This is a genomic window from Alteromonas sp. KUL150 (assembly GCF_009811475.1).
GTDB classification, from domain to species: Bacteria; Pseudomonadota; Gammaproteobacteria; order Enterobacterales; family Alteromonadaceae; genus Alteromonas; species Alteromonas gracilis.
Genome location: NZ_BLIJ01000007.1, coordinates 1 through 23938 on the forward strand (window position 1 = coordinate 1; position 23938 = coordinate 23938).

Annotated in this window: 16 protein-coding genes; 11 read left to right on the plus strand and 5 right to left on the minus strand. The window is 44.0% G+C overall.

Annotation, left to right across the window (positions count from 1 at the left end; genetic code table 11):
• The first annotated feature begins 159 nt into the window (after positions 1 to 159).
• The 9 genes from GVO62_RS01190 to rpsO all read left to right on the plus strand — a co-directional run bounded on the left by GVO62_RS01190 (position 160) and on the right by rpsO (position 12743).
• Positions 160 to 3495 (plus strand): MHYT domain-containing protein, encoded by a 3336-nt coding sequence (locus GVO62_RS01190; protein ID WP_159117390.1) that lies wholly within the window; start codon positions 160 to 162, stop codon positions 3493 to 3495.
• 14 nt (positions 3496 to 3509) lie between these two features.
• A complete protein-coding gene (locus tag GVO62_RS01195; protein ID WP_159117391.1) occupies positions 3510 to 4511 on the plus strand; it encodes a response regulator in 1002 nt (333 codons plus the stop codon).
• A gap of 292 nt (positions 4512 to 4803) precedes the next feature.
• Positions 4804 to 5262 carry a ribosome maturation factor RimP gene (rimP, locus tag GVO62_RS01200; protein ID WP_105931078.1) on the plus strand — a complete coding sequence of 153 codons (459 nt, stop codon included), beginning with the start codon at positions 4804 to 4806 and terminating at the stop codon, positions 5260 to 5262.
• A gap of 45 nt (positions 5263 to 5307) precedes the next feature.
• Positions 5308 to 6804 carry a transcription termination factor NusA gene (gene nusA, locus GVO62_RS01205; RefSeq protein ID WP_159117392.1) on the plus strand — a complete coding sequence of 499 codons (1497 nt, stop codon included), beginning with the start codon at positions 5308 to 5310 and terminating at the stop codon, positions 6802 to 6804.
• A gap of 24 nt (positions 6805 to 6828) precedes the next feature.
• A complete protein-coding gene (gene infB / locus GVO62_RS01210; RefSeq protein WP_159117393.1) occupies positions 6829 to 9435 on the plus strand; it encodes a translation initiation factor IF-2 in 2607 nt (868 codons plus the stop codon).
• A 117-nt stretch (positions 9436 to 9552) separates the two neighbouring features.
• A complete protein-coding gene (gene rbfA, locus GVO62_RS01215; protein WP_105931081.1) occupies positions 9553 to 9954 on the plus strand; it encodes a 30S ribosome-binding factor RbfA in 402 nt (133 codons plus the stop codon).
• Positions 9955 to 10926: a tRNA pseudouridine(55) synthase TruB gene (truB, locus tag GVO62_RS01220; RefSeq protein WP_159117394.1), complete on the plus strand. Its 972-nt coding sequence runs from the start codon at positions 9955 to 9957 to the stop codon at positions 10924 to 10926.
• A gap of 158 nt (positions 10927 to 11084) precedes the next feature.
• On the plus strand, positions 11085 to 12362 hold the full coding sequence (locus GVO62_RS01225) for a hypothetical protein (protein WP_159117395.1): 1278 nt from the start codon (positions 11085 to 11087) through the stop codon (positions 12360 to 12362).
• A 111-nt stretch (positions 12363 to 12473) separates the two neighbouring features.
• Positions 12474 to 12743 carry a 30S ribosomal protein S15 gene (gene rpsO / locus GVO62_RS01230; protein ID WP_025255019.1) on the plus strand — a complete coding sequence of 90 codons (270 nt, stop codon included), beginning with the start codon at positions 12474 to 12476 and terminating at the stop codon, positions 12741 to 12743.
• Positions 12744 to 12806: 63 nt separating this feature from the next.
• On the opposite strand, the gene rluF is transcribed toward rpsO, so the two are convergent.
• The 3 genes from rluF to GVO62_RS01245 all read right to left on the minus strand — a co-directional run bounded on the left by rluF (position 12807) and on the right by GVO62_RS01245 (position 16321).
• Positions 12807 to 13559, minus strand: a complete 753-nt coding sequence (gene rluF / locus GVO62_RS01235) for a 23S rRNA pseudouridine(2604) synthase RluF (protein ID WP_159117396.1) — start codon at positions 13557 to 13559, stop codon at positions 12807 to 12809.
• A 180-nt stretch (positions 13560 to 13739) separates the two neighbouring features.
• Positions 13740 to 14549 carry a hypothetical protein gene (locus GVO62_RS01240; RefSeq protein ID WP_159117397.1) on the minus strand — a complete coding sequence of 270 codons (810 nt, stop codon included), beginning with the start codon at positions 14547 to 14549 and terminating at the stop codon, positions 13740 to 13742.
• A gap of 215 nt (positions 14550 to 14764) precedes the next feature.
• Positions 14765 to 16321 carry a bifunctional GNAT family N-acetyltransferase/carbon-nitrogen hydrolase family protein gene (locus GVO62_RS01245; RefSeq protein WP_105931085.1) on the minus strand — a complete coding sequence of 519 codons (1557 nt, stop codon included), beginning with the start codon at positions 16319 to 16321 and terminating at the stop codon, positions 14765 to 14767.
• Positions 16322 to 16672: 351 nt separating this feature from the next.
• On the opposite strand from GVO62_RS01245, the gene GVO62_RS01250 reads away from it, so the two are divergent.
• Positions 16673 to 17344, plus strand: coding sequence for a 2OG-Fe(II) oxygenase (locus tag GVO62_RS01250; RefSeq protein ID WP_105931086.1), 672 nt, complete (start codon positions 16673 to 16675; stop codon positions 17342 to 17344).
• Positions 17345 to 17620: 276 nt separating this feature from the next.
• Positions 17621 to 19306, plus strand: a complete 1686-nt coding sequence (locus GVO62_RS01255; RefSeq protein ID WP_159117398.1) for a response regulator — start codon at positions 17621 to 17623, stop codon at positions 19304 to 19306.
• Between the two features lie 117 nt (positions 19307 to 19423).
• On the opposite strand, the gene GVO62_RS01260 is transcribed toward GVO62_RS01255, so the two are convergent.
• Both GVO62_RS01260 and GVO62_RS01265 read right to left on the minus strand, forming a co-directional pair.
• On the minus strand, positions 19424 to 22015 hold the full coding sequence (locus tag GVO62_RS01260; protein WP_159117399.1) for an ExeM/NucH family extracellular endonuclease: 2592 nt from the start codon (positions 22013 to 22015) through the stop codon (positions 19424 to 19426).
• A 307-nt stretch (positions 22016 to 22322) separates the two neighbouring features.
• On the minus strand, positions 22323 to 23651 hold the full coding sequence (locus GVO62_RS01265; RefSeq protein WP_159117400.1) for a DUF2252 family protein: 1329 nt from the start codon (positions 23649 to 23651) through the stop codon (positions 22323 to 22325).
• Positions 23652 to 23938: the final 287 nt, after the last annotated feature.

The window sequence follows — 23938 nt, forward strand, 5'->3', positions numbered from 1 at the left end:
ATAGAAGAACCCAGCATTTGCTGGGTTTTTTTATTTCTGCTGTTATCTTACTTTTGTCTACATCACAAACAATAAATTAACGACTACACTACAACTGTGTATGGTTGTCACTTCAATACGCCAATAGAATAATTGCATATAAGGTAGTTTGGCCGCCCTATGATTTCCCGCTTTTTTACTTTTGACGAGCACGCTACCTTACTTGAAGGTGCGTATCATTTTCCCTTGGTTGTTTTATCACTTTTAGTTGCCATGTTTGCTTCATTTATGGCGTTTAACGTTGCTGAACAAGCGGCTGTTACAAAAGACAGTTTACGTCGGAATATTCTTCTAGGGACTGGAAGTGTCGCGCTAGGCGGTGGGATCTGGTCTATGCATTTTTTAGGTATGACAGCCTTTGAATTGTGCATACCTGTAAGTTACAGCGCTACGCTAACGGGGTTGTCGTCATTACCGGGCGTAGCGGCCGCGTGGGTAGCGCTTTACCTTTTAACTAAGTCGCGTATTAGCGCAGGTGAGATTGTACTGGGCGGTGTACTGGTTGGTTCAGGTATTGGAACAATGCATTACAGCGGCATGGCAGCAATGGAAATGGCGCCATTGCTGCGATATGACCTTACTATGTTCGCGTTTTCTATTGTGATAGCCGTGCTCCTTGCAATGCTTGCTCTTTGGATAAAATTCGGCATTAAAAAAGCAACAAAGTCTCATAATTTTCTTGGAAAGTATGTGGTATTGGCCAGCGTAATTATGGGCGGTGCAATATCAGGTATGCACTATACCGGTATGGCCGCCGCACGATTTGTTTTACCGCCGGGCATGGAAACGTCTACGCAATCATCAGGTATTGCAGGTTATCTTGCTGTCTCTATCGCCGTTGTTACCCTGATACTGATTACGATGGTTTTAGGTGTAAGCCTTCTGTTCAAATACCGCGATGTGATGGTTAGAGCCATAGAAAGCGAGCGGGTTCAAAGAGCAATCACGGATACGGCGGTCGATGCTATTCTTACTGTCGATGATAAGGGTATCATTAAAACAGCCAACCCTGCGGTTGAAGATATATACGGCTTCACACCCGACGAGTTGGTTGGACAGCATGCATCCGTAGTTATCCCCCATGAAAAACGCTATCTATATGGTGACGACTTTTTTAGTCAACGAAGTGTGCCTACAGAACAAATTATAGGTACTGGAAGAGAAGTCGAAATTTTAAGGAAAAATGGCGAAAAGATACCCGTCCGCGTTGGTGTGGGCTACACCAAACTAGATGGAAGGCCAACGTTTGTCTCCTTCGCTTCTGATTTGCGTAAAAGAAAAGAAATGGAAAATGCGCTTCGAGAAAGTGAAGCTAAATTTAGAAGTTTAATTTCCAATATTCCCGGTGTGGCTTACCGTTGTCTTGTTAATCCAGATTGGCCGATGGTTTTTATTAGTGATGCAGTAATAGAACTTACAGGCTATCCTCCCGAAGATTTTGTTTTGCCCAGCCCTAAACGTTCGTTTTCAGAGCTTTACCACCCCGATGATGTGGAAATGTTTTCAAATATTGATAGCGACGCTGGCGGGTTTTCATTTGAATACCGCATTATTGCAAAGTCTGGCGACGTGAAATGGGTAACAGAACATGGCGTCCATGTTAAAGACGATGATGGAAACGTACTATATATGGATGGCTTCATCTCGGATATAACGCATAGGCGCGTTATGGAAGAAGAGCTTAAAGCTGCAAAAGAAAAAGCAGAGTTAGCGGCAGCAACTCGCACCGCATTTCTTGCAAACATGAGCCATGAGATCCGCACGCCAATGAATGCCATTATTGGCTTTAGTGATCTCATGCTTGGCGAGGAATTATTAGACGAGCAAAAGTCTCACCTTACCACCATAAATCGTTCCGCGCGTTCTCTTCTCCACCTTCTCAACGACATTTTGGACAGCGCAAAGTTAGACAAAGGAAAACTCGAATTGGATTATCGAGATTTTATAATCCGTGAAGAGCTCGACTTAGTTATTTCAACATTCTGGTTAGAGGCCAAACGGAAAAAGGTTGAATTGATACTTCATGTGGATGATCAAGTCGCCACGTCTTATCGAGGTGTGCCAGAGCGTATTCGACAAGTTCTTAATAACTTAATTGGAAATGCGGTGAAATTTACCCACCAAGGCCAGGTGATCATCAATGTGAAAAGCGACGAAAAGTTCGTTCGTTTTGATGTCTCAGATACCGGTATTGGCATGACGAGTGAGCAACTCGACAGGGTTTTCGACCCATTTTCACAAGCCGACGCGTCGATGAGCAGGAAGTACGGTGGTACAGGATTAGGAACGACAATTTCTAAACAGCTAGTAGAACTAATGGGCGGTACTATCTTCGCGAAAAGTGAAGTGAACAAAGGGTCTGTTTTTTCTTTCAGGCTTCCCCTTGAAGCCTCAGAATTTGTTGAAAGTAGTGTTCCAATGATTAATGAACAAACGACGTATCTTGACGCTACATTGAACGTATTAGTCGTTGACGACGTTTTGCAAAATATAGAGTTGCTAACACTGCTGCTTACACGCTCTGGCCATAAAGTAAAAACAGCAACGGATGGCATTGAAGCATTGGAAAAAATGCGCGAGGAAGCATTTGACATTGTTTTGATGGATTTGCAAATGCCGAGAATGGATGGGTTGGAGGCAGCCAAACAACGTCGGATCTTTGAAAGAGAGCAGGGGCTACCGGCAACGCCCATAATTGCTTTGACTGCTAGTGTACTTGTACAGGACAAGCACGCTGCTCAGCAAGCGGGTATGGAGGGCTTTGCCAACAAACCTGTTGATTTTTCTTCATTGATGGACGAGATTGCGCGAGTACTTAATGTCGAAAGCAACAAAGCACCTGTTCACAGTCAAAGTCGCGTAAAACCTCAAACTGCGTCAACGCTTTTGGTTGAAAAGCACGTCTTAGATTTAAACAGAGCCATTGAGTTATGGGGCAGTGAAGCGGCGGTTCTTCAAGAGGTAGACAAATTTACTTCTACGTGTCGCGATCAAATAAACGCGTTGATGAACTCAGCCATAAAAGAAGACTTTGCTGCTATAGCGAAGCAAGCACATCGACTTAAAGGTATGTCAGGCAACCTCGGTTTGACAACATTCTTCAATATAGCAAGTGATATTGAGTCTCAAGCGCTAAAGTCGACGGTGGATATTGATGACATTAATGCGTTAAGAGAGGCGTTAGATAAAATTGAATTAATGTTAAGTGAGTCTCCGCTTTACGCTGAAGATGCTATAAATGAAAGCATCGACAATGAACTCATACTTGAGCACCTCAAAATATTATTAATTAGTGTTGAGCAAAACATGGTCAATGAAGAGGAATTGGTCGTTCTGCGTGAAGCCGCGCCAACCCTATATAATGATGAGATTAATCAAATTCTCCTTGATATTGATGATTTTGAATTTGAGCTAGCGCAACAGGGTATCAGAGCGCTCATTAAAAAGTTAACGTAGTTAAGAGATACGGGATGTTAGAAACTGAAATTGCTAAACCGACATTACTTATTGTTGACGACGAGCCTGTTAACCTTCGTGTTTTAAAAAGGCTTCTTGAGTCTGAGTATCAGCTGATATTCGCAAAAAATGGTGAAGAGGCGATAAAGCTCGCCGAGACTAGGCTACCTAACTTAATTCTTCTTGACGTTATGATGCCAGGGTTAACGGGTTTTGAAGTATGCCGTCATCTAAAGCAGCAAAGCAATACTAAGCATATTCCCATTATTTTTGTTACTGCATTAAATGATGAGCATGATGAAGCCGAGGGATTTGATGCCGGTGCAGTAGACTACATAACTAAGCCAATATCCCCGGCTATTGTAAGAGTTAGGGTGAAAACTCACCTTAGCCTGGTGCAAGCAGATGAGTTGCTTAACAGCCGCCTTCAGGTTGTGCAACGATTGGGTAAAGCGGCGGAGTATAAAGACAACGAGACCGGTATGCACGTCATGCGCATGAGTCATTTTGCTAAAGAATTGGCACTCGCTTACGGGCTGACAGCTCAGCAGGCAGAGATACTACTACATGCTGCACCAATGCATGATATAGGAAAAATAGGTATTGCCGATAGTATAATGCTAAAGCCTGGAAAGCTGACTGATGAAGAGTTTTCAACTATGAAAAAGCATCCAGAAATTGGTGCGGAAATCATTGGTGATTGCGGCGATTCTCTGTTGTTGCAGGTGGCGAAATCAGTGTCACTAACACACCATGAAAAATGGGACGGAACAGGCTACCCTAGAGGGCTAGCTGGTGAGGATATTCCTATTGAGGGACGTATTTGTGCCATCGCTGATGTATTTGACGCGCTGACCAGTAAACGGCCATACAAAGAAGCGTGGACCATTGATGAAACCGTTGATTTTCTAAAAAGTCAAAAAGGTAAGCACTTTGAACCTAAGTTAGTCGATTTAATGATAGAGATACTGCCCAAAGTCTTGGAGATAAGAGCAGCCTTCAAAGACGAAGAGTAGGTATTGGCTGTTGCTTAATGTGTCACCTATACGTATAATGCTTTCATCGAGTGATGAGAGCGGGCTCCCTCAAGTTAGGAAAGTAACGCACTTATCCATAGCAAGCTATCACCTAACGGTGGTTTTACCCATAGGTTTGCAACTGCCCTTGCTGGCAGGTATGGGTTCAGAATTTTAATAAAAGCCCCGCTAGTCCGGGGCTTTTTGTTGTATTAAAACCTGGAGTCAGCCTGGCTGAGCCGGGTGATGACAGGTGGGCTTTAGGCCCTTTTTTCGTTTTTGGAGGTTTGCATTGGCAAAACTTGAAGAGAAACTAACCGAAATGTTAGAGCCGGGTGTGGAAGCACTGGGTTTCGAGCTGGTTGGTATTGAGTTTGTACGAGCGGGGAAACATTCGATTCTTCGTGTTTTTATAGATCATGAAAACGGTATTACCGTAGATGATTGTGCAGATGTAAGTCATCAGGTTAGCGCAATTTTGGACGTAGAAGATCCAATTAGTACTGAATACAACTTGGAAGTGTCATCACCAGGTATGGACAGACCGCTTTTCAAAGAAAAGCACTACATTGAGTCTGTGGGTGAAGTAGTTCAAGTTCGTTTGTCTATGCCGATGGGCGACAGACGTAATTTTAAAGGCAAAGTACTTGCTTGCGAAGACGGCATGGTAAGTATTGAAGTGGACGGCCAGCAGTTCCAGTTAGCTGTGGCGAATATCGAAAAAGGTAACGTTGTTCCCACGTTCGATTAACGGAACAGCTCTGCTTTCATCGACGAAAGCAAAAGTGAGGCGAAAATGAATAAAGAAATTTTGTTAGTGGCGGAAGCCGTTTCAAATGAAAAACAAGTGCCTAGAGAGAAAATTTTTGAAGCGCTAGAGTTTGCAATCGCTAGCGCAACCAAAAAGAAAAACGAAGGCGAAATTGAAGTTCGTGTAAGCATCGACAGATCGTCAGGTGACTTTGATACATTCCGTCGCTGGTTGGTAATTCCTGATGATCAAGTACAGGAAAATCCATTTGCCGAAATCACGATTTCTGCAGCGCAAATCGACGAGCCTGAAATACAACTTGGTGATTATGTTGAAGAACAGATTGAATCTATTAAATTTGACCGCATAACTACACAAACCGCTAAGCAAGTTATCGTGCAAAAAGTGCGTGAAGCTGAGCGTCAGCAAATGATCGCTGAGTATGAAGACAAAGTAGGTGAGCTGGTAACAGGTACGGTTAAGAAAGTTAACCGCGATAACATCATCATCGACCTAGGCAACAATGCTGAAGGTGTTATTTATCGCGATGATATGCTTCCTCGCGAAACCTTCCGTCCGGGCGACCGTGTACGCGGTCTTCTATATGTTATCCGCCCAGAAGCGCGTGGCGCACAGCTATTTATTAGCCGTACGCATCCAGACATGCTAGTTGAACTATTCCGTTTAGAAGTGCCAGAAATAGCGGAAGAAACACTAGAGATTAAATCTGCAGCGCGGGATCCAGGTTCACGTGCAAAGATTGCTGTTAAAACTAACGACAAACGTTTGGACCCAGTTGGTGCGTGTGTGGGCATGCGTGGATCACGTGTACAAGCTGTGTCGGGTGAACTTGGCGGCGAACGTGTTGATATCGTGCTTTGGGATGAAAATCCAGCGCAATTCGTTATCAATGCAATGGCACCAGCTGAGGTAGCGTCTATTGTTGTCGACGAAGACAGCAACAATATGGACGTAGCCGTTGAAGCTGACAACTTAGCGCAAGCAATTGGCCGTAGTGGTCAAAACGTACGCCTAGCTAGCCAACTGACTGGCTGGGAACTTAACGTGATGACGGTTGACGATCTCAACAAGAAACACGAAGAAGAAAACGCGAAGGTACTTAATCTATTTACTGCAGGTTTGGACATCGATGAAGATTTCGCGTCAGTCCTAGTAGATGAAGGCTTTACAACACTAGAAGAAGTGGCATACGTGCCAGCAAGTGAACTTCTAGCGGTTGAAGGGTTAGATGAAGAAATGGTTGAAGAGCTGCGCAATAGAGCGCGTGCTTTCTTAACCACGCGTGCACTTGCGAACGAAGAATCGCTTGAAGGTGCAGAACCTACCGAAGCCTTATTAAATCTTGAAGGTATGAGTAAACACGTGGCTTATGTGTTGGCCAGCCGCGGTGTTACCGACCTAGAAGAATTAGCAGAACAAGGTACCGATGATATCAGTGATATCGATGAACTAGACGAAGAGAAAGCCGGTGCATTAATCATGGCGGCTCGTAATATCGTATGGTTCAGTGAAGAAGAGTAAGGTCAACAGGGGGAAAATTACGTAATGGCAGATGTATCTATTGAAAAGCTCGCCAGCGACATTGGTACGACCGTTGACCGATTGGTTGGCCAGTTTAAAGACGCGGGTATCTCTAAGAGTGCCGGCGATCAGGTAAACGAAGACGAGAAACAAAAACTATTGGATCATTTAAGTAAGCAACACGGCAGCGCAGCTGAACCAACGCGTATGACACTTAAGCGTAAGACAACGAGCACACTCAGTGTTGGTAAGTCTAAAGAAGTGAAAGTAGAAGTACGCAAAAAGCGCACTTACGTTAAGCGTAGCGACATTGAAGAACAGCAGCGCCAAGCGGAAGAAGAGGCGAAGCGTCTTGAAGAAGAAGCACGTTTGAAGCGCGAAGCGGAAGAGAAAGCTGCGGCGGAAGCGAAAAAAGCTGCAGAAGAAAAAGCACGTAAAGCGCAAGAAGCGAAAAAAGCCGCTGATGAAGAGCGCGCTCGTCGTGCTGAGCAAGCGAAAAAAGAAGCAGAGGCGCGTAAGAAAGACGAGCCTGAATTAAGCGAGGCTGAGAAAGCAGAAGCGGAAGCGGCTCGTCAAGAAGAAGAACGTTTACGCAAAGCGCAAGAAGAAGAAGCGCAGAAGAAACTTGAAGAAGACGCTAAGAAAGCGGCGGAAGAAGCGCGTAAATTAGCTGAAGAAAACGAGCGTCGCTGGAAAGAAGAAGAAGAGCGTCGTAAGAAAGCAGAAGCAGAAGAAGTTCACTTGCACTCTAACCGTTATGCGCAAGAAGCAGAAGACGAAGAAGATATGCAGGTTGAGCGTTCATCTCGTCGTCGTCGCAAGTCGAAGAAAAACGCTGGTGAACATCTTAAGCAAGGCTTTAACAAGCCAGCTGCGCCTGTAGAGCGCGTAGTTAAGCTTGGCGCAACCATCACCGTAGGCGAACTGGCAAGTAAGCTTGCTATTAAGTCTAACGAAGTTATCAAAACGATGATGAAGATGGGCGAAATGGCAACCATTAACCAAGTACTAGACCAAGATACTGCGGTACTAGTTATTGAAGAAATGGGCCATAAATACGAGCTTGTAAACGACAACGCGCTAGAAGACGAGTTGTTAGCAGAGGGTATGGATGGCATCAAAACCAGCCGTGCACCTGTTGTAACTATCATGGGTCATGTTGACCACGGTAAAACATCATTACTTGACTACATCCGCCGCGCGAAAGTAGCAGATGGTGAAGCTGGTGGTATTACTCAGCACATCGGTGCTTACAAAGTAGAAACGGACAACGGTGAAATCACTTTCCTAGATACACCTGGACACGCTGCATTTACAGCGATGCGTGCCCGTGGTGCTACGGCAACAGATATCGTTATCTTGGTTGTTGCTGCTGATGACGGTGTAATGCCGCAAACGAAAGAAGCAGTACAGCACGCTCGCGCTGCTGGCGTACCTCTTATCGTTGCAGTTAACAAAATGGATAAAGAAACAGCCGATCCAGACCGCGTTAAAACTGAGCTTTCTCAACTAGAAGTTATCTCAGAAGAGTGGGGCGGTGAGCACCAGTTCTGTAACGTATCGGCCAAAACCGGTATGGGCGTTGATGGGCTATTAGAAGCTATCGTTCTTCAAGCGGAGCTACTTGATTTGCAAGCGGTTGCTGAAGGCCCTGGTCGCGGTATCGTTATTGAGTCTCGTCTTGATAAAGGTCGTGGTCCTGTCGCATCTGTATTGGTTCAGGAAGGTCAATTACGTCCTGGCGATATCCTTCTGTGTGGTGAAGAGTACGGCCGTGTTCGTGCTATGCGCGATGAAAACGGTCAAGACATGAAAGTTGCTGGCCCGTCTACACCAGTAGAAGTACTTGGCTTGTCAGGCGTTCCTGTTGCAGGTGAAGATGCCGCTGTTGTTAAAGATGAGCGCAAAGCCCGTGAAGTTGCCGCTAAGCGTCATCAGAAGAAGCGTGAACTTAAACTGGCTCGTCAGCAAAAAGCGAAGCTTGAGAACATGTTTGCAAACATGGAATCAGGCGATGTTAGCGAACTTAACATCGTGCTTAAAGCCGACGTACAGGGCTCTGTTGAAGCGATCTCTGAATCACTTGTTAAGCTTTCTACTGCTGAAGTTAAAGTGAATATTGTAGGTAGCGGCGTAGGTGGTATCACTGAAACGGACGCAACCCTTGCAGCTGCATCAGGTGCTATCGTACTTGGCTTTAACGTTCGTGCTGATGCAACAGCGCGTCGCGTACTAGAAGCGGAAGAAATCGATTTACGTTACTACAGCGTTATCTATAACCTAATTGATGAAGTGAAAGCGGCCATGAGCGGTATGCTTGCACCAGAGTTCAAGCAGGAAATCATTGGTCTTGCAGAAGTACGTGATGTATTTAAGTCACCTAAACTAGGTGCAATCGCGGGCTGTATGGTTACTGAGGGTAACGTTAAGCGTAGCAATCCAATCCGTGTACTTCGTGACAACGTAGTAATTTACGAAGGTGAGCTTGAATCACTACGTCGCTTTAAAGATGATGTTCAAGACGTTCGTAGCGGTATGGAATGTGGTATTGGCGTTAAGAACTACAACGACGTGAAAGTAGGTGACCAAATTGAGGTCTTCGAAATCGTTGAGGTTAAACGCGAAATTTAATTGCCTTAGTTAATTCGGCATGTGAAAAACGGGGGCCGAGTGCTCCCGTTTTTGTCTGTATTCTAAAAAAGCAGGCGCAATTCATGTTTGAAAGTAAATAAGGAAAGGAGAGTACAAATGGCCCGTGAATTTTCACGTACCGACAGAGTCGCTCAGCAAGTTCATAAAGAAGTGGCGAGCATTCTGCAAAATGAATATAAGCATCGTGTTGGGGACATGCCATTAATAACTGTCTCTGATGTTGACGTGTCGCGCGACTTAGCGCACGCAAAAATCTTCGTGACTATTTACAATAGCACTGAAGAAGAAGGCAAAGTGCAAATCAAGCAACTTGCTGAATACAAGAAGTTTATTCGCAGTATCCTAGCTAAACGTCTTCGCATGCGTTCAGTACCTGATCTTCATTTCTTTGAAGACAAGTCGATTATAGAAGGTATGAGAATTTCTAATCTTGTGTCGCAGACCATCGCAAAAGATGAGTCAAAGCGCGATAAAGACGATCCACAAGAGCAGGAGTAAATGGCAAGACGTCGTAAAGGCCGTGAGATTAACGGCATAGTATTGCTTGATAAACCGCTTGGTGGGTCATCTAATCAACTGCTTCAAAAAGTGCGCTGGCTTTACAAAGCGGCTAAAGCCGGGCATACAGGCGCACTTGACCCACTTGCCAGTGGCATGTTGCCGCTGTGTTTAGGTGAGGCCACTAAGTTTTCTCAGTTTCTTCTGGATGCCGAGAAAACCTACGAAGTAACGGCTCAACTGGGCGTGCGCACAACTACGTCTGATGCAGACGGTGAAGCGGTTGAAGAAAAGCCTGTTGATGTGAGCGAAGAGCAAGTGCGCGATGCGTGCTTGGCATTTCTTGGTAAGAGCAAACAAATCCCGTCCATGTTTTCAGCGCTTAAACATCAAGGTAAGCCGCTCTATCACTATGCCCGTCAAGGTATAGAAATCGAGCGTGAACCCCGTGATATTGAAGTGTATGAATTAGATGTACTGCGCATTGAACTGCCGTTTGTAGAAATGCGCATTAAGTGCAGCAAAGGCACTTATATTCGCTCCATCGTAGATGATTTAGGTCAGAACCTTGGCTGCGGTGCTTACGTGACTCGTTTGCATCGCACTGAAGTAGCAGACTACCCTACGGATAAAATGGTATCGCTTGATAAGTTGATTGAAATTCAGGAATCACTGGAAGAAGGTGACTTTAAAGCGCTTGATGAGTTGCTTATTCCTATGGATACCGCCGTAAGTCGTTTGCCATTTGTGACGATTAACGACGCTGAAAGAAACCGTTTTGATAACGGCCAATCTGTAAAAGGCGAGTGCAGCGAAGCACTTTGTGAAGGCACTGCTTATCGCGTTTACCATGGCGACGATACCAGTGGTATTTTCTTAGGCGTAGGAGAAGGGGTTCTCGACCCTAAAGACCAAGGTATCCCTAAACAAGAAGTGTTTGTTAACCCTAAACGCCGGGTCGTGTACAACTAACGCTGCTGCCTCTGTCACTATTGTCATATATCATCAAAGCTCGGCTATGAAGCCGAGCTTTTTCATGTTTATATAGGAACCATAAAAATTAGTTACAAGGCAGTTGTAGCGTTGTAACTTGTGTTGTTACTCTTTTACCCAAACAGGATTGCAGTTTAATGAAAAGGATAGTCACTTGGTGTTGCTCTGTGGGCATCGCATTCACATTAGGTTTTTGGTTAAATGCTTCACTAACAAACACGCCAAATAGCGTCGTATCTCAATTAGACGACAACAGTAAGGTTCAAAACAAGACAGCTCATAAAGCATCCGTCGATACCGACGTCACCAATCCTGCGCATATTTCTGTAAAAACAAATGAGCCTGTTAAGGTTGATATCGATTTATGGCTGCGTGATAAAAAAAGGCTCAGTTTAAAAGAGACCGGGGCTTTCATTACGCTTATTAGTGAGATGGATGAAGCTTCCGTAATAAAAGCGTTATCTGACTGGGATGTTTCAGCTATATCAATCGAAACTGCGGTTTTACTCTCCTCAATGGTAACTCGCCTAGTCGAGCTTAATCCCAACCGGGCTATTGATTTTGCAAGTAATTTAGAGGGCAACCCTGAATTCAAGATGCAACTCAAGGTGTCAGTCATTGTAAACTGGGCAAATCAAGCCCCAGCCGAAGCCCTAGATTGGTTTATGAATCAAAACGCTGATGCCCAGTCGCCATCGCTGCAAAATAGCGTTTATGCCATGATAATATTTCAAGAGATGGCCAAGAAAGACGTGTTTAATGCTATTAACTCTATCTCTTTACTTAAAACAGACAACCAAAAGCGGCTTGCATTCAACGGTGTCTTTAGCGCATTAGAAACGTCGAGTGAGTTTATTGATATTTTGCCGGTAGTTGAGGATCAAAATGATAAACAAATTGAACGCAGTCACCTTCAGCAATGGGCTCGAAACGACGTAGAAGGCGTAAAAACCTGGGTTGCTTCGCTGGAAGATAACGCCGAAACTCGCGAAATCAAAAAGGAAATATTCAATAATTATTTTCACGTTGCTCCTGTAGAAGCAGCGTCTTGGTATGTTGCACAAAGCGTAGAAGAAAATTATAAAACAGATGTTGAGCATGCCGCTGATCTTATCGCTGGTATAGAGCCACAAGAGGCGCTTGAGTGGGTTCAACAACGAACAGGTATTGATACACAGCGTGCCATTATGAACGTTTTATATCGTGGCGCGCGCAATCACCCAGAGTTCGTCGAAGATAAGCTTTCTTTAGTTCATGACCAAAAATCCCAGATAGAAATAGCACTCTTTGTGTACCGCAGCTATGAAGACAAAAGCCGTCAGCGCGCCGAACGCTTTTTAGACGGACTTACTTACAAAAATGAGATAAAGAAAAAGCTCGGCCCGCAGTACCGAGGATTTAATAGCACCAACTAATGAAAATACCCTGTAGAGTTCTTGCTAACTGTAAAAAGGTCATTATAATACTGCGCTCATTCCGCTTTGCTGAATTAGTGATCGGCGAAGCATTAATATTAGGAGAATGATATGTCACTAACTAAAGAAGAAACCGCAAAAATTATTGCTGAGTACGGCGTTAAAGAAGGCGACACTGGTTCACCAGAAGTTCAAGTTGCTTTGCTAACTCACAACATCAACAAGCTTCAAGGTCACTTTGCTGATCACAAGAAAGATCACCACTCACGTCGTGGTCTTCTACGTATGGTTAGCCAACGTCGTAAGCTTCTAGACTACCTTAAAGGCAAGAACGCTGAGCGTTACCTTGACCTTATCAAGCGTCTAGGTCTACGTCGATAAGACTAGGTTTCAAAGAAAAGCGCCCAATGGGCGCTTTTTTTGTATCTGAAAACAGGTTCGTATTTACTCTGGTAGCTCTTTCGCTACTTTCGAAGAATCTTTTACCGCATTGTTGAGCGTTTTGAGTTCTCTCTCCGTCAAATTACGCCATTGACCTGGTCTAAGTGTGCCAAGTTCAAGATGCATGATGCGGGTACGCTTTAGTTTGGTCACTTCGTAACCGAGAAATTCACACATCCTGCGTATCTGTCGGTTAAGGCCCTGGGTAAGGATAATCGTAAATTTAGCCTTGCCAGTAGGTTTTACGATACAAGGTTTTGTTACTGTTCCCAGTATAGGCACGCCACGAGACATACGCTTCACAAAGCGTTCGCTTATCGGCTGATTGACCGTAACTTCATATTCTTTGTCGTGAGCGTTTTCGGCACGTAAAATCTTATTAACAATATCGCCATCGCTTGTAAGAATTATTAAACCTTCCGATGGCTTATCAAGTCTTCCCACAGGAAATATCCGGTCTTTATGGCCAATAGCGTCAATGATATTTCCTTTAACATCACGTTCGGTTGTACAAGTGATACCAATTGGTTTGTTGTAGACGATGTAAACGCGGTCAGATTTGTCTTTTGCAACTTTACCAACCACTTTTCCATCAACTTTCACAATGTCATTGGGGCCAACCTTTGTACCTAGCTCTGGGGGACTATTGTTTACAATAACGCGGTTTTGCTCAATGAGTTTGTCGGCTTCACGGCGTGAACAAAGGCCCGTGTCGCTGATATATTTATTTAAACGTTTTAGCGCTTGGTCACTCATTGCGCAGTGTTTCCTGTAGATTCTTGAAAGAGGTCGATATTATCACGCCTCAGTCTAATTTTTAAAAAAACGAAAGGGGCTAATAGCCCCTTTCATATTCAAATTCACTTTGACGTCGGTTTCATTTACCACAAAAACGTTAAAAGCAGTCGCTCCTGTCGCGGTAAGTACAAAACAAAGTTAGTTGTTTGGTTCTGTTGATGGCGCAGAACCACCTCCACTTGATGCACCGCCACTAGACACCACCTTTGTTGCGATTTCCCGAATTTCATTTTCAAGGCTAGTGATCCTGCCTGAAAGGGTGGTGTTGCGTTGCTCTAGTACAGAAAGCTTATCACTGAGGTTTCGTACGCTTTGCTGAGCACTTTGCTTATCGCTCGCTGCTTGTTCTAACTGAACATTCACAGACAATAGTTCATCGGCTAGAGAAGCTAATTGGTTTTTAACAGAGTTAATGGCTGCCGACTGAGATTTAACATCGTCAGACACAGCGCTAATGTTTTTATTTACGGCAGTTTGCACGTCACCAACACGGTCGCCTAAATCTGCAATTTCTTTTTGATTACGACGCCATGCTGAAGCCCAAAGCTTATCCATTTGCTCCCACAATTCGTTGGTTTTGTTACTGAGTTCAGTAACCTTAACTTGTAGCGCAACGGTAGATTCACCAATTTCCTCACCTGTCGCAGAGAGTTTGTTTTCAAGCTGCATAATGCGCTTTTCAGCTTGGTCAGCGACAGTTTTTTGCTGTTCCAGTAGCGTATAAAGATAATAGCATCCACCACACGCAGCTAGCGCAATAACAGCAATCAAAGTGACCCAGATACCATTTCCGCCACCATTATTGGAGGGTGGTTGAGAAGGTGGCGTAGAACGAGGAGTCGATGGTGACGTTGTTGGAGTCGCCTGCCTTTTAGTCTGATAATCTCGACGGTCTTCCTCATCAAGCCTAATGGTAGGAAAATCGTCGTTTTTTGAATTGTTTGCCATAGTCAGTTATTTATCTCTTTATGAAGCACTTTCGAATTAAGTCATGGGAGCTACGTCACTTAACAGGAAAGCCCTTATTGTATTTGCGCACGATTCTATGTTATCGCTAAATCGAAGGAAATTCCATGGCTTATGGGGCGCTTAATTTCCACATAAGCCATGGTGACATACATTAACTTTTGTATGATTAGTGTTGTTGCGTCTATCTTGCTTTCTTAGCTTTTGTCGCCTATCCACTCGACGCGATATAAATCACGTCTTCTATCCAAATAGTTTCGGACAGAACCTTCATTTTGAAGTTTGGTAAGTTTGTCTAAGTCTAAGTCAACAATAAGCGTCATTTCTGTATTTGGTGTCGTTTCCGACACAATCGCATCATGAGGGAAAGCGAAATCACTCGGTGAAAATACAGCCGTTTGTCCATATTGAATATCGACGTTATCAACCTTAGGCAGGTTGCCTACGCTGCCCGCGATGGCGACATAACACTCATTTTCAATCGCTCTGGCTTGCGCACAACGACGTACCCGCAAATATCCGTTTTTGGTGTCTGTCCAAAATGGCACAAACAGTATCTGCATTTCCTGCTCTGATAAAATACGCGCAAGCTCTGGAAACTCTACGTCATAACAGATTAACACGCCAATTTTGCCAAAATCCGTGTCAAACGTTTTAAGGCTGTTTCCACCTTTCATAATCCAATCTTTCTTCTCATGAGGCGTGGGGTGCAGCTTGTACTGGCTTTCAATCGTACCATCACGCTTACAGATGTAGCTCACATTAAAGAGCTCTTCATCTTCAACCACTGGCATTGAGCCTGCGATAATAGTGATGTTGTAAGACACGGCTAAATGCGAAACGGCAGTTAAAATTTCGTTCGTGTAAGTAGCTAAGTGCCATATTGCGTCTATCGACGATTCTGACGGGCTAAGGCCCATCAGTGGGGCATTAAAAAACTCTGGGAACAGAGCAACATCGCATGAATAATCCGATAGTGCATCAACAAAATATTCTACTTGCTGCAACAGCTCTTCAACGTTGTTGAAATATCGCATTTGCCACTGAATACAGCCTATACGTGCGTTGGATTTTCTACTTGCAATAAGCGAGGGTGTGCCCGGCTCATAGTAAATATTGTGCCATTGAAGTAACGTTGCATACCCTTTAGAGGCTTCATCTTCAGGTAGGTAAGCCGACATCACTTGCTTTACTTCAAACCCGTTCGAAAGCTGGAAGGTGAGTATAGGGTCGTAAATATCTTTAAGTTTAACTTGCTCGATGTACTCATAAGGCGACAGTTCATGTGCGTGGTTTTTGTAATTTGGAATACGCCCGCCTGCCATTATTGACTTTAAATTCAAGTTTCGACATAGCTCTTTACGTGCTTCATAAAGGCGTCTACCCAGTCTTAATCCACGGTATTCTGGACAAACAATAACCTCAACACCATAGAGAACGTCGCCATTAGGATCGTGAGTGGTCAAGTAAGCATCGCCAGTTATTTCATCGTAGCTGTGTTTATCGCCAAACTGGTCGTAGTCCACAATTACTGAAATCGCGAACGCTACCACTTTGCCCTTGTCTTCAATACAAATTTGACCGTCAGGAAAAGTGGTTACTTGGGCTTTGTAGTTAGAATAAGGCCATGCGCCTCCAACATTGGCGTACACCTTATCCATCAATGCTTTTACATCGTCGTAATCATCTAGCCTCAAATGTCTTAAATCTAGATGGTGTTCAGTTTCTTCTATTTGTGTTTGGTCTTGACTCATGGGTTACTCATTTTGCTGAAAATTTCTTACGAAACTAAGAGTGTCTACATCACCATGTGATAGTACGCTTAGAAACGCCACTGTTCATCTTAATTTTTCTCATTTAAGTGAACGTGAAATATAGATAACTCAAGTACGGTTAGCGAAATCAAGCAAGAAGTGTGCGACCTTGAAGTGCAATGTCTTACGATTAATATTTTTTCTATTCTCGATTAAAAAATTGCGGCATTTCAGCGTGATTGATCGTTGCTATATGATGAACCTCAGCGTATAACTTCGCCACTCTCGTGGCCCTTTGCTGCCACTGCTAAATAAAATAACCGGGAAGATTATTTAGGTAATGACAATTAGATGAACAGAGAACAACTCGCTTCGCACCAACCCCTTCGCATTTTTGATGAATTAATTTTTGAAAATATCGTTGATGACCTTGTATCAAAAGGTTTTTCTATCCAAGAAAACGGTTTACCTGAGTTTATAACTGATGCGCTCTTAACCCGTCAGCGTTGGATTGCTGATGAGGAATATAAAAAGGCGGGTATAGGTCGTTCGTTTAACTATCAAAAAGCGGAAGAGATAAGGGGCGATGAAATCTGTTGGATAACTGGTTCTACTCCAGAAGGCGCGCTTTGGCTCGATTGGTGCGCAGCAATGCAGAATTATATTAATCGCTCTTTGTTCATGGGCCTGTTTTCCTTTGAAAGTCACTTTGCTTGCTACGAACCCGGTAAATTTTACAAACGTCATGTAGATGCTTTCAAAGGTCAAGGTAATCGCGTTTTATCGCTGGTTGCGTATTTAAATGACGATTGGAAAAGAGAGGATGGGGGAGAGCTGGTGTTGTATGCTGACAGTGAAGACCTTATTGGCACACGCGTGTTACCCAAAATTGGGACGTTTGTTGTTTTTCTAAGCGAAGACTTCCCCCATGAAGTATTACCAGCAGCGCGAACACGTCACTCTGTTGCTGGCTGGTTTAGAGTAAATGGCAGTGTAAATGACAATTTAGATCCACCTCGCTAAGGACTGGTCGACGTCTGTTAAGCGAGCTTAGTATCAAAAGTCATAGACTTATGTATAATAACTTTTCGCTGTATTACTTAGAAAAAAGCGCATACTACTTGTAAAGGCTAATATAGTATAAATCCTATATCTGCATGCTCCATTTCAAGTAAGTGCTACAATAATGAGTTAGAAGATTTAGAACACCTTTTAAGAGTAATATAGTGCAGTTCGCAATAGATCTTCCCAATAATCTATTGTGTCGCTTAGGGAAAAGACGTTAGAAGTGATCGCTTAATGCTGGAAAAAATACCTGCCCCCACGCCACGAGAAGATTTACATGTACTGGTTATTGATAACCAGGGGCTTGTCCACGATGTTATTGCATCCGCACTGCATGAAATTGGAATTAAAAATGTAAGTAGTGCATTCAACGCGTTTCATGCAAAGCGACTGTGTGAATCACGACAGTATGATTTTGTTTTACTCGCATTTAATGTTAGTCACGATAAAGATGGCTTTCATCTTTTCGAAGAACTCAAGCATTTAAACCATATTAATGACACAACAACGGTGGTGTTCCTCAGTGCCGAAACGTCTCCAGAACTCGTCAATTGCATTGTTGAGCTTCAACCAGATGACTTTTGGGTTAAACCTTTACAGCGAAATAAGATTGAAACACGCTTAGAGTATTTGATTCAGGTTCGTCTCAAACTGCATAAAATGTTGCACTGCATGCAAATGGGCGACTACTCGACAGCCATGTATTACGCTGAGCGACAGTTGAAAGACCCATCGCTTTCAGAATATCACACCCGAATAAAACGCTTAATTGGCGACTGCCTTTTGCAGCTTCGCGATTATGGGACTGCTGAAGACTATTTTAGAGGTTTGCTGCAAAGCATGGATCATGCGTGGGTCCATATAGGTTTAACACGATCTCTTTTGCGACAGGATGAATTAGAAGAAGCGCAGCTTCTTGTTGATGATTTGCTTTTGCGCCCGGATACGCGATTTTTAACCTTTGATTTGCTAGCGCAGTATTTTATAGAAAAAGAGCAGTTTGACATTGCTTATGAGCAAATGAAGGAAGCGAGTAAGCTTGCCCCTAGGAATATTGAACGCAACAAGCGACTTTGGGACCTAGCTCGACTCAATCACGATAAGGCAGGGCAATTATCGGCCGTACAGAACATGGCTAAATTCGCCAAAAATTCAATTCATGACTCCCCGCAACTTACACTAAACGTAATTCGTTCCACTATAGATTTAGCTACCAGCCTTGGAAATACCGAGACGGAAAAGTATCTTCAAAAAGCGGAAGCAGAGCTTGAAGAACTTAAAAATCAAAAAGGTATGCAGAATCAACTAGGTGAGCAAATTGACGTGGTTAAGGCGCGGGTTCTCTGCCTGAGAGATGATAAAAGAAGTGCCGAGAAGATAATGAAAGATCGCTCTGCTTCTACGGAAGGTCTGTCGATGGAAGACAGTCTTGATAAAATGAAAGCGTTTCATGAACTCGGTATGCGTGAACAGTGCGTTAGTATCTTAGACAAGCTCAGAAAGCAGATTGAGGGTGATACTTTTACGTCGCAGGTGGTGAATGAATACTTGAATCAAGAGTCGATTGAAAGAACTGAAATTCAGTTTACGACGAAAGAACTCAAGCAGATGGCAACGGTAAACTATAAAGAGAACCGCTTAATACCTGCCTATAACAATTTGCGACAAGCGTTAACGCTATCGCCTAAAGACAAGCAAATCGCGTTAAGCTTGCTTAAAGTGATAGCGCAGATTCATTTAGATGACACCTTAACCGATAAACAAATGGAAACCGCCCAGCGAGCAGCCAAACTATTGCAAGCCAATGGATTATCTGCCACACAAGCAGAAAAGCGCGATCAGTATGTCAAGCTGATTGGCATTGAGGTGGATGATACTAAAGCTTCCGATTTAGTTGGCATGGTCGTGTCTAAAGCGTAAAACGTCATTCCCTATCTCAAATTCGAAAATTGTACGCTATTAAAAAAGCTGCCAATTAAGGCAGCTTTTTAGCAACATATTCCGCTAAAAATGACTAATAACGGTGATGGTTAGTGATCAAAGCTTCTGCGCTTTAAGGCTACTCTGACGACGGCGAAAGCCTATCATTGCGGCTAGCAATGCAAGGATTCCTCCCATAGCGCCGCCTGAGCTATCATCGTTGTCCACTTCTTCCTCAACAACGTCTGCCTGAAGGTCAAAGGTAGCGATAAAAGGGTCGTGATCTGAGCTTCTGAATGGTCCCACATCAGTGAACGCGTAACCGTCTTCATCCGCATAGTAACGAAGCGCTTGATCGTACTGTAGTTGATATGCTTCAACAGAGTTGATGTTCCAGTGTGTACCATCAATTGCATCTGCAAGCATAGCATCACTTGCTAGTACGTGGTCCAAACTACCCACTTGTTCCGTACCGTAGAACCAATATGAGAAGCCGTCTGCATCAAATTCTTCAGCTAAGTTGTGATAGCCGAAGCCAGACTCAACTTCTACTGAAGCACCTTCATCCATACCTGTATTAACCGCGGTGGTAATGGTATATCCGCGAGACTCAGGTGTGTAATCGGTTAGCACTGCAACAGGATCTTCAGCGCTATACGCGTTTAAGTCGCCTAAGATAACCTTGCGCTCAGGCAGGCTCTCATCACTTAATGCGTTGCCTAATGTGATAGCTGCCGATACGCGAAGTGCGTTACAGCTGCCTTGGATTGTAGTTATTTCAGACGGTGCTTCTACCGCGTCTTCAGCGCATTGACCACCTTTTGACTTAAAGTGATTTACGGCAACAAGGAATGATTTGCCGCTTTCTGCATGAGTAAAAGATTGAAGAAGGCTTGGGCGCATACGTGCCAGGCTATCTTCATCAACCTGCTGCTCTGGCATAGCCACAACCATCGCGTCACCTTCTGGCGTTACTACGGCAGCTTTGTACAACAAGCCAACGGTTATCGCATCCGTACCAATTTCACTGCCATCACTGGTAGCGATGAATGAGTATTGTTCGGTTTCACTAAGTTCAGCGTTGATGGTATCAACAAGAGATTGAATAGCGCTATCTTCACCGAAGCCATCGTTTTCGATTTCCATTAAGCCGACAACGTCAGCGTTTAGATTCACGATAGCTTCAACAATACGACCTTGTTGTAATTCAAACGCCACTGCATCACTAGCGCCACGGTTTTGGTCATAATCAAACGTTACATCGCCGTTTTCGTCTACTTCGCCATTAAAGTAGTTAAGTACGTTAAAGGTGGCAATGGAGAGGTTGCCTTCTGTAACAACAGGGTTAGCTTCACGGGTGGAGGTTACCTCAATAATGTCGCTAGGATTAATTCTGTAAGTGCCAAAGCTATAGTTTAGTGGACCCGCTGCAGAAACCGAATCACCAATACGAATGGCGTTAGCGTAGCTGAACGTAGGAAAGTAATTCAGTGCATCTGGGTACTGCGAGCTACTGTTATCTTCGATGGTAAGAAGACTGGTCTCGCCAGCTTCTTCTGCCGCTGTATAAGCGTCTGACAGGGGGGCCGCCACGTCGCTCGGTTGACGTTTAATTGCGTCGCTAACAACAATTTCACCGAAGCGCCAAAGGTTGTTTGTGCTTGTTACTGTTGCATCCGTCACACTAACTACCATGCCTTCAACAGTTTCAAGGTCAATCTCGTACGGCATAGAAAGTTCTACCGCCGCTACAGCGTCTACTGCGCCACAATCAAGTGCGCCTACATCGCTGTCCAGAGCAAGTGTTGTCATGCCGTAGTTTTCTTCTACCTCACCGTAAAGGCGAACTAGATTACCGGTTTCAACATCAACCGAACCTTCAACAAATAGGCCTTCAGACGTTGCGTCGTCAGCGTCGTAATCTGATGCTTCCTCTTGTACGAAGAAACCGCCAGCGCGCGTGCCTGTGACTATAGCCTCTATAATAACGCTATTGCCAACTTCAGCAGAGCTGCTCTCACTGCCTTGAATACCACTGATAAGTGTTGCGTCTGCACCACAAATACCAAGCTCAATAGCTGGCTCTTCTGGTATCACAACAACGTCACCACCACCTTCAGTGGTAAATGTGCCCGCTGGGAATGGGGTTGCAGCGTCCGTGTTAGTGGTCGAGCCGTCTAGGGCGTCAACACCACTGTAAGTCCAGTTAGCTACTTCGAAGCTGCCGCCATTTGCGGTTTGACCTGATGTACGGTAAGCCCAGCCATCTAGATATTCCCACGCAGTGCCACTGCCGTCGGTGTTGATATCACCAAACGTGTCAATAACGCTGCCATCTTTGAATAGCTCTACAGCATCATCACCATTGATGGCCATTGATGAGCTGTCATAATCGGGTGCAGAGCCGAAAAAAGCAGTGAACCCTTCTACCTCTGATGCGATATAGATGTAGCTTCCAGCACTTGCTGATGCGCCGGCTGGAAAAGTGAATTCTTCTCCATCAGTGCCATCACCATTGTTGGCTGAGCCGATACCATAAACAGATAAATCGGCGATATCGTTTACAACAAAAAGTTCAACGGCTTTTGGAACGCCGCCACTGAGCGGCCCATCGATAACGCCACTGATAACTAAATCGCTAGCGTTAACCGAGGTGGTAGAAAGTGCAGATAAGATCCCTGCAGATAATAAAGTTAATGATGCTCTCACGGCATTTTCCCTTTGTAGTTTTCGTTATTTTTAAATCGCTTAGCGTTGCTCGTACCGCTTTTGAAGAAGGCGAACGAAACCATTTGCGATGCGCAATTTTATATTGCGGTACTACATTACGGGCATTCCTAATGGGTAGGAATGACTTAACCTTATTCAAGCTGTTTTTAAAAATATCTTTATTAATCAGATGATTAATGCTTATGGGTAAGTTTACTTATATTTATGTTTCTTATCAATTGACGAAAATAAACGACAAGTAAGCCTACATTTACTTTTTAATGTGAAAAGCGCCTCAAAAAAGGCGCTAGTTGTTTTTCAACATACTTTCAAATAGCGCATGGTCTTCAACTACCTGTTCTGCATAAAGGTTAGCTATTTTTATGAGTAAATCTTTAATCTGACCAAAGGTATTTGCTGCATGAGATGCAAAGCGCGTGCTTCGTCTATCGCCACGACAGTGTGCTAACGCAAGTGTATAGCCGCAAAGGTCGGCAAAATAGGTGAAGCCACCCTCTACCGCTTTCGTTCCCATGGCAATATCATGCGGATCTACACCCACTTTGGCGTGGTGTCTTGAGCGCGTTAAGTAATGCGCGTTGTCAAACATGACTTCATCTAGTACCAAGTCTGGTTTTCTCTGCATTCTTCTTTGGCAGCGAGCAGTTAGGTGAGCCGCATTGAGCCGATTAACAGGGTTTATCGAAGGAAAGTAATGCAAGGGAGCAGCCTCGCGTTGCTGCTTGACTTCTACGATATGGCAATGTGAAAAACTTGTCGGGTTGTGAGGTTTTGAAGGCCCTACTAAAAAGTAATAGCGGCTCATATTAACAGACCCTGTTCCTGCATTATGTCGTTTCACAATATCGACTACAGCGTCATCCATGTAGGGGGCGAAGACGTTAAGAAGTGTTGAATATGTGTGCTCGTTCAACGAAGAAAATTTTTCTTCATCTGTTCTGAATGCCAGACCATCATCGACTAAATGTACGGCTTTGGCTAGCGCACTTTTTGTGAGGAAATCCTCGCCTCCTGCGCTTCGCGCCTTTGCTTTTTTATAAAGTTTCGTCAATTTACTTGGTACTGCATTAGGGCAATAGTCTACCGCTTCATTCAATACCGCTGCGTTATCAACAACGCGCTTACATGTTTCAACGTAACTGGCGATAAATGCCTGTTGCGCATCACTGACTTGTTTAAAACTAACAACAGGCTTAGTTGGGTTAATATCGTCACTCAAATACCTGCCGTCAACAACACCGTCGCAGTGCACTTTAGCAAGGTGCAACGAAGTAAGGAAGCGAAGTACATCCCACTCTGCACGACCCACGCACGCATCATCAAAATCATTGGGTGAGAAAATCACCGTATCACCGTGTGAACCTTCTTCGGTTAAGAATCCAAAATTCGAAGTATGACAATCTCCCATAACACTGGTGAGCGGCACTGCTTCACATTCTTTTGGAATACTGATTATTCCACCTTTTATATCGGCGTAAAAAAGTTGCGCACTTCCTCGATAGAAAACAAAAGGACTTGTCGCCATTTTTTGATGTTTTGAAAGGCGAGGCGACGGCTTTTGCCCGTCAACCCGCGTAATGGTGTTGATTAAGTGTTGAAGTCTATGGTCAGACATTTATTCCTCGATATATTTTGAACGAGTCTTTAAATTCAGTATTACGCCCATACCTACTGTTGTTAGTGTAATTTGTCAATTTTGAATACCCGGTGAACTTTCGATTCAATAATCTGATTAAGCGATTCATTTTTACCAATTAGTTTTTTTTGACAGAGCGCGCTATTCTTATCACCAGTTTCGAAGGGCGAGATTTTAAGCTTCAGTGATGACTTTCACAAAAGCATAAAACTTTGTTCTTACAATAAACGTAAAATTGTAATCGCATGCACTATGCTTGCGACTAA

What these genes read in the sequence shown, in the direction of transcription:
- GVO62_RS01190 (WP_159117390.1), top strand. Translation starts at nt 160, where the DNA reads ATGATTTCCCGCTTTTTTACTTTTGACGAGCACGCTACCTTACTTGAA.
- GVO62_RS01195 (WP_159117391.1), top strand. Translation starts at nt 3,510, where the DNA reads ATGTTAGAAACTGAAATTGCTAAACCGACATTACTTATTGTTGACGAC.
- nusA (WP_159117392.1), top strand. Translation starts at nt 5,308, where the DNA reads ATGAATAAAGAAATTTTGTTAGTGGCGGAAGCCGTTTCAAATGAAAAA.
- infB (WP_159117393.1), top strand. Translation starts at nt 6,829, where the DNA reads ATGGCAGATGTATCTATTGAAAAGCTCGCCAGCGACATTGGTACGACC.
- rbfA (WP_105931081.1), top strand. Translation starts at nt 9,553, where the DNA reads ATGGCCCGTGAATTTTCACGTACCGACAGAGTCGCTCAGCAAGTTCAT.
- truB (WP_159117394.1), top strand. Translation starts at nt 9,955, where the DNA reads ATGGCAAGACGTCGTAAAGGCCGTGAGATTAACGGCATAGTATTGCTT.
- GVO62_RS01225 (WP_159117395.1), top strand. Translation starts at nt 11,085, where the DNA reads ATGAAAAGGATAGTCACTTGGTGTTGCTCTGTGGGCATCGCATTCACA.
- rpsO (WP_025255019.1), top strand. Translation starts at nt 12,474, where the DNA reads ATGTCACTAACTAAAGAAGAAACCGCAAAAATTATTGCTGAGTACGGC.
- rluF (WP_159117396.1), bottom strand. Translation starts at nt 13,559, where the DNA reads ATGAGTGACCAAGCGCTAAAACGTTTAAATAAATATATCAGCGACACG.
- GVO62_RS01240 (WP_159117397.1), bottom strand. Translation starts at nt 14,549, where the DNA reads ATGGCAAACAATTCAAAAAACGACGATTTTCCTACCATTAGGCTTGAT.
- GVO62_RS01245 (WP_105931085.1), bottom strand. Translation starts at nt 16,321, where the DNA reads ATGAGTCAAGACCAAACACAAATAGAAGAAACTGAACACCATCTAGAT.
- GVO62_RS01250 (WP_105931086.1), top strand. Translation starts at nt 16,673, where the DNA reads ATGAACAGAGAACAACTCGCTTCGCACCAACCCCTTCGCATTTTTGAT.
- GVO62_RS01255 (WP_159117398.1), top strand. Translation starts at nt 17,621, where the DNA reads ATGCTGGAAAAAATACCTGCCCCCACGCCACGAGAAGATTTACATGTA.
- GVO62_RS01265 (WP_159117400.1), bottom strand. Translation starts at nt 23,651, where the DNA reads ATGTCTGACCATAGACTTCAACACTTAATCAACACCATTACGCGGGTT.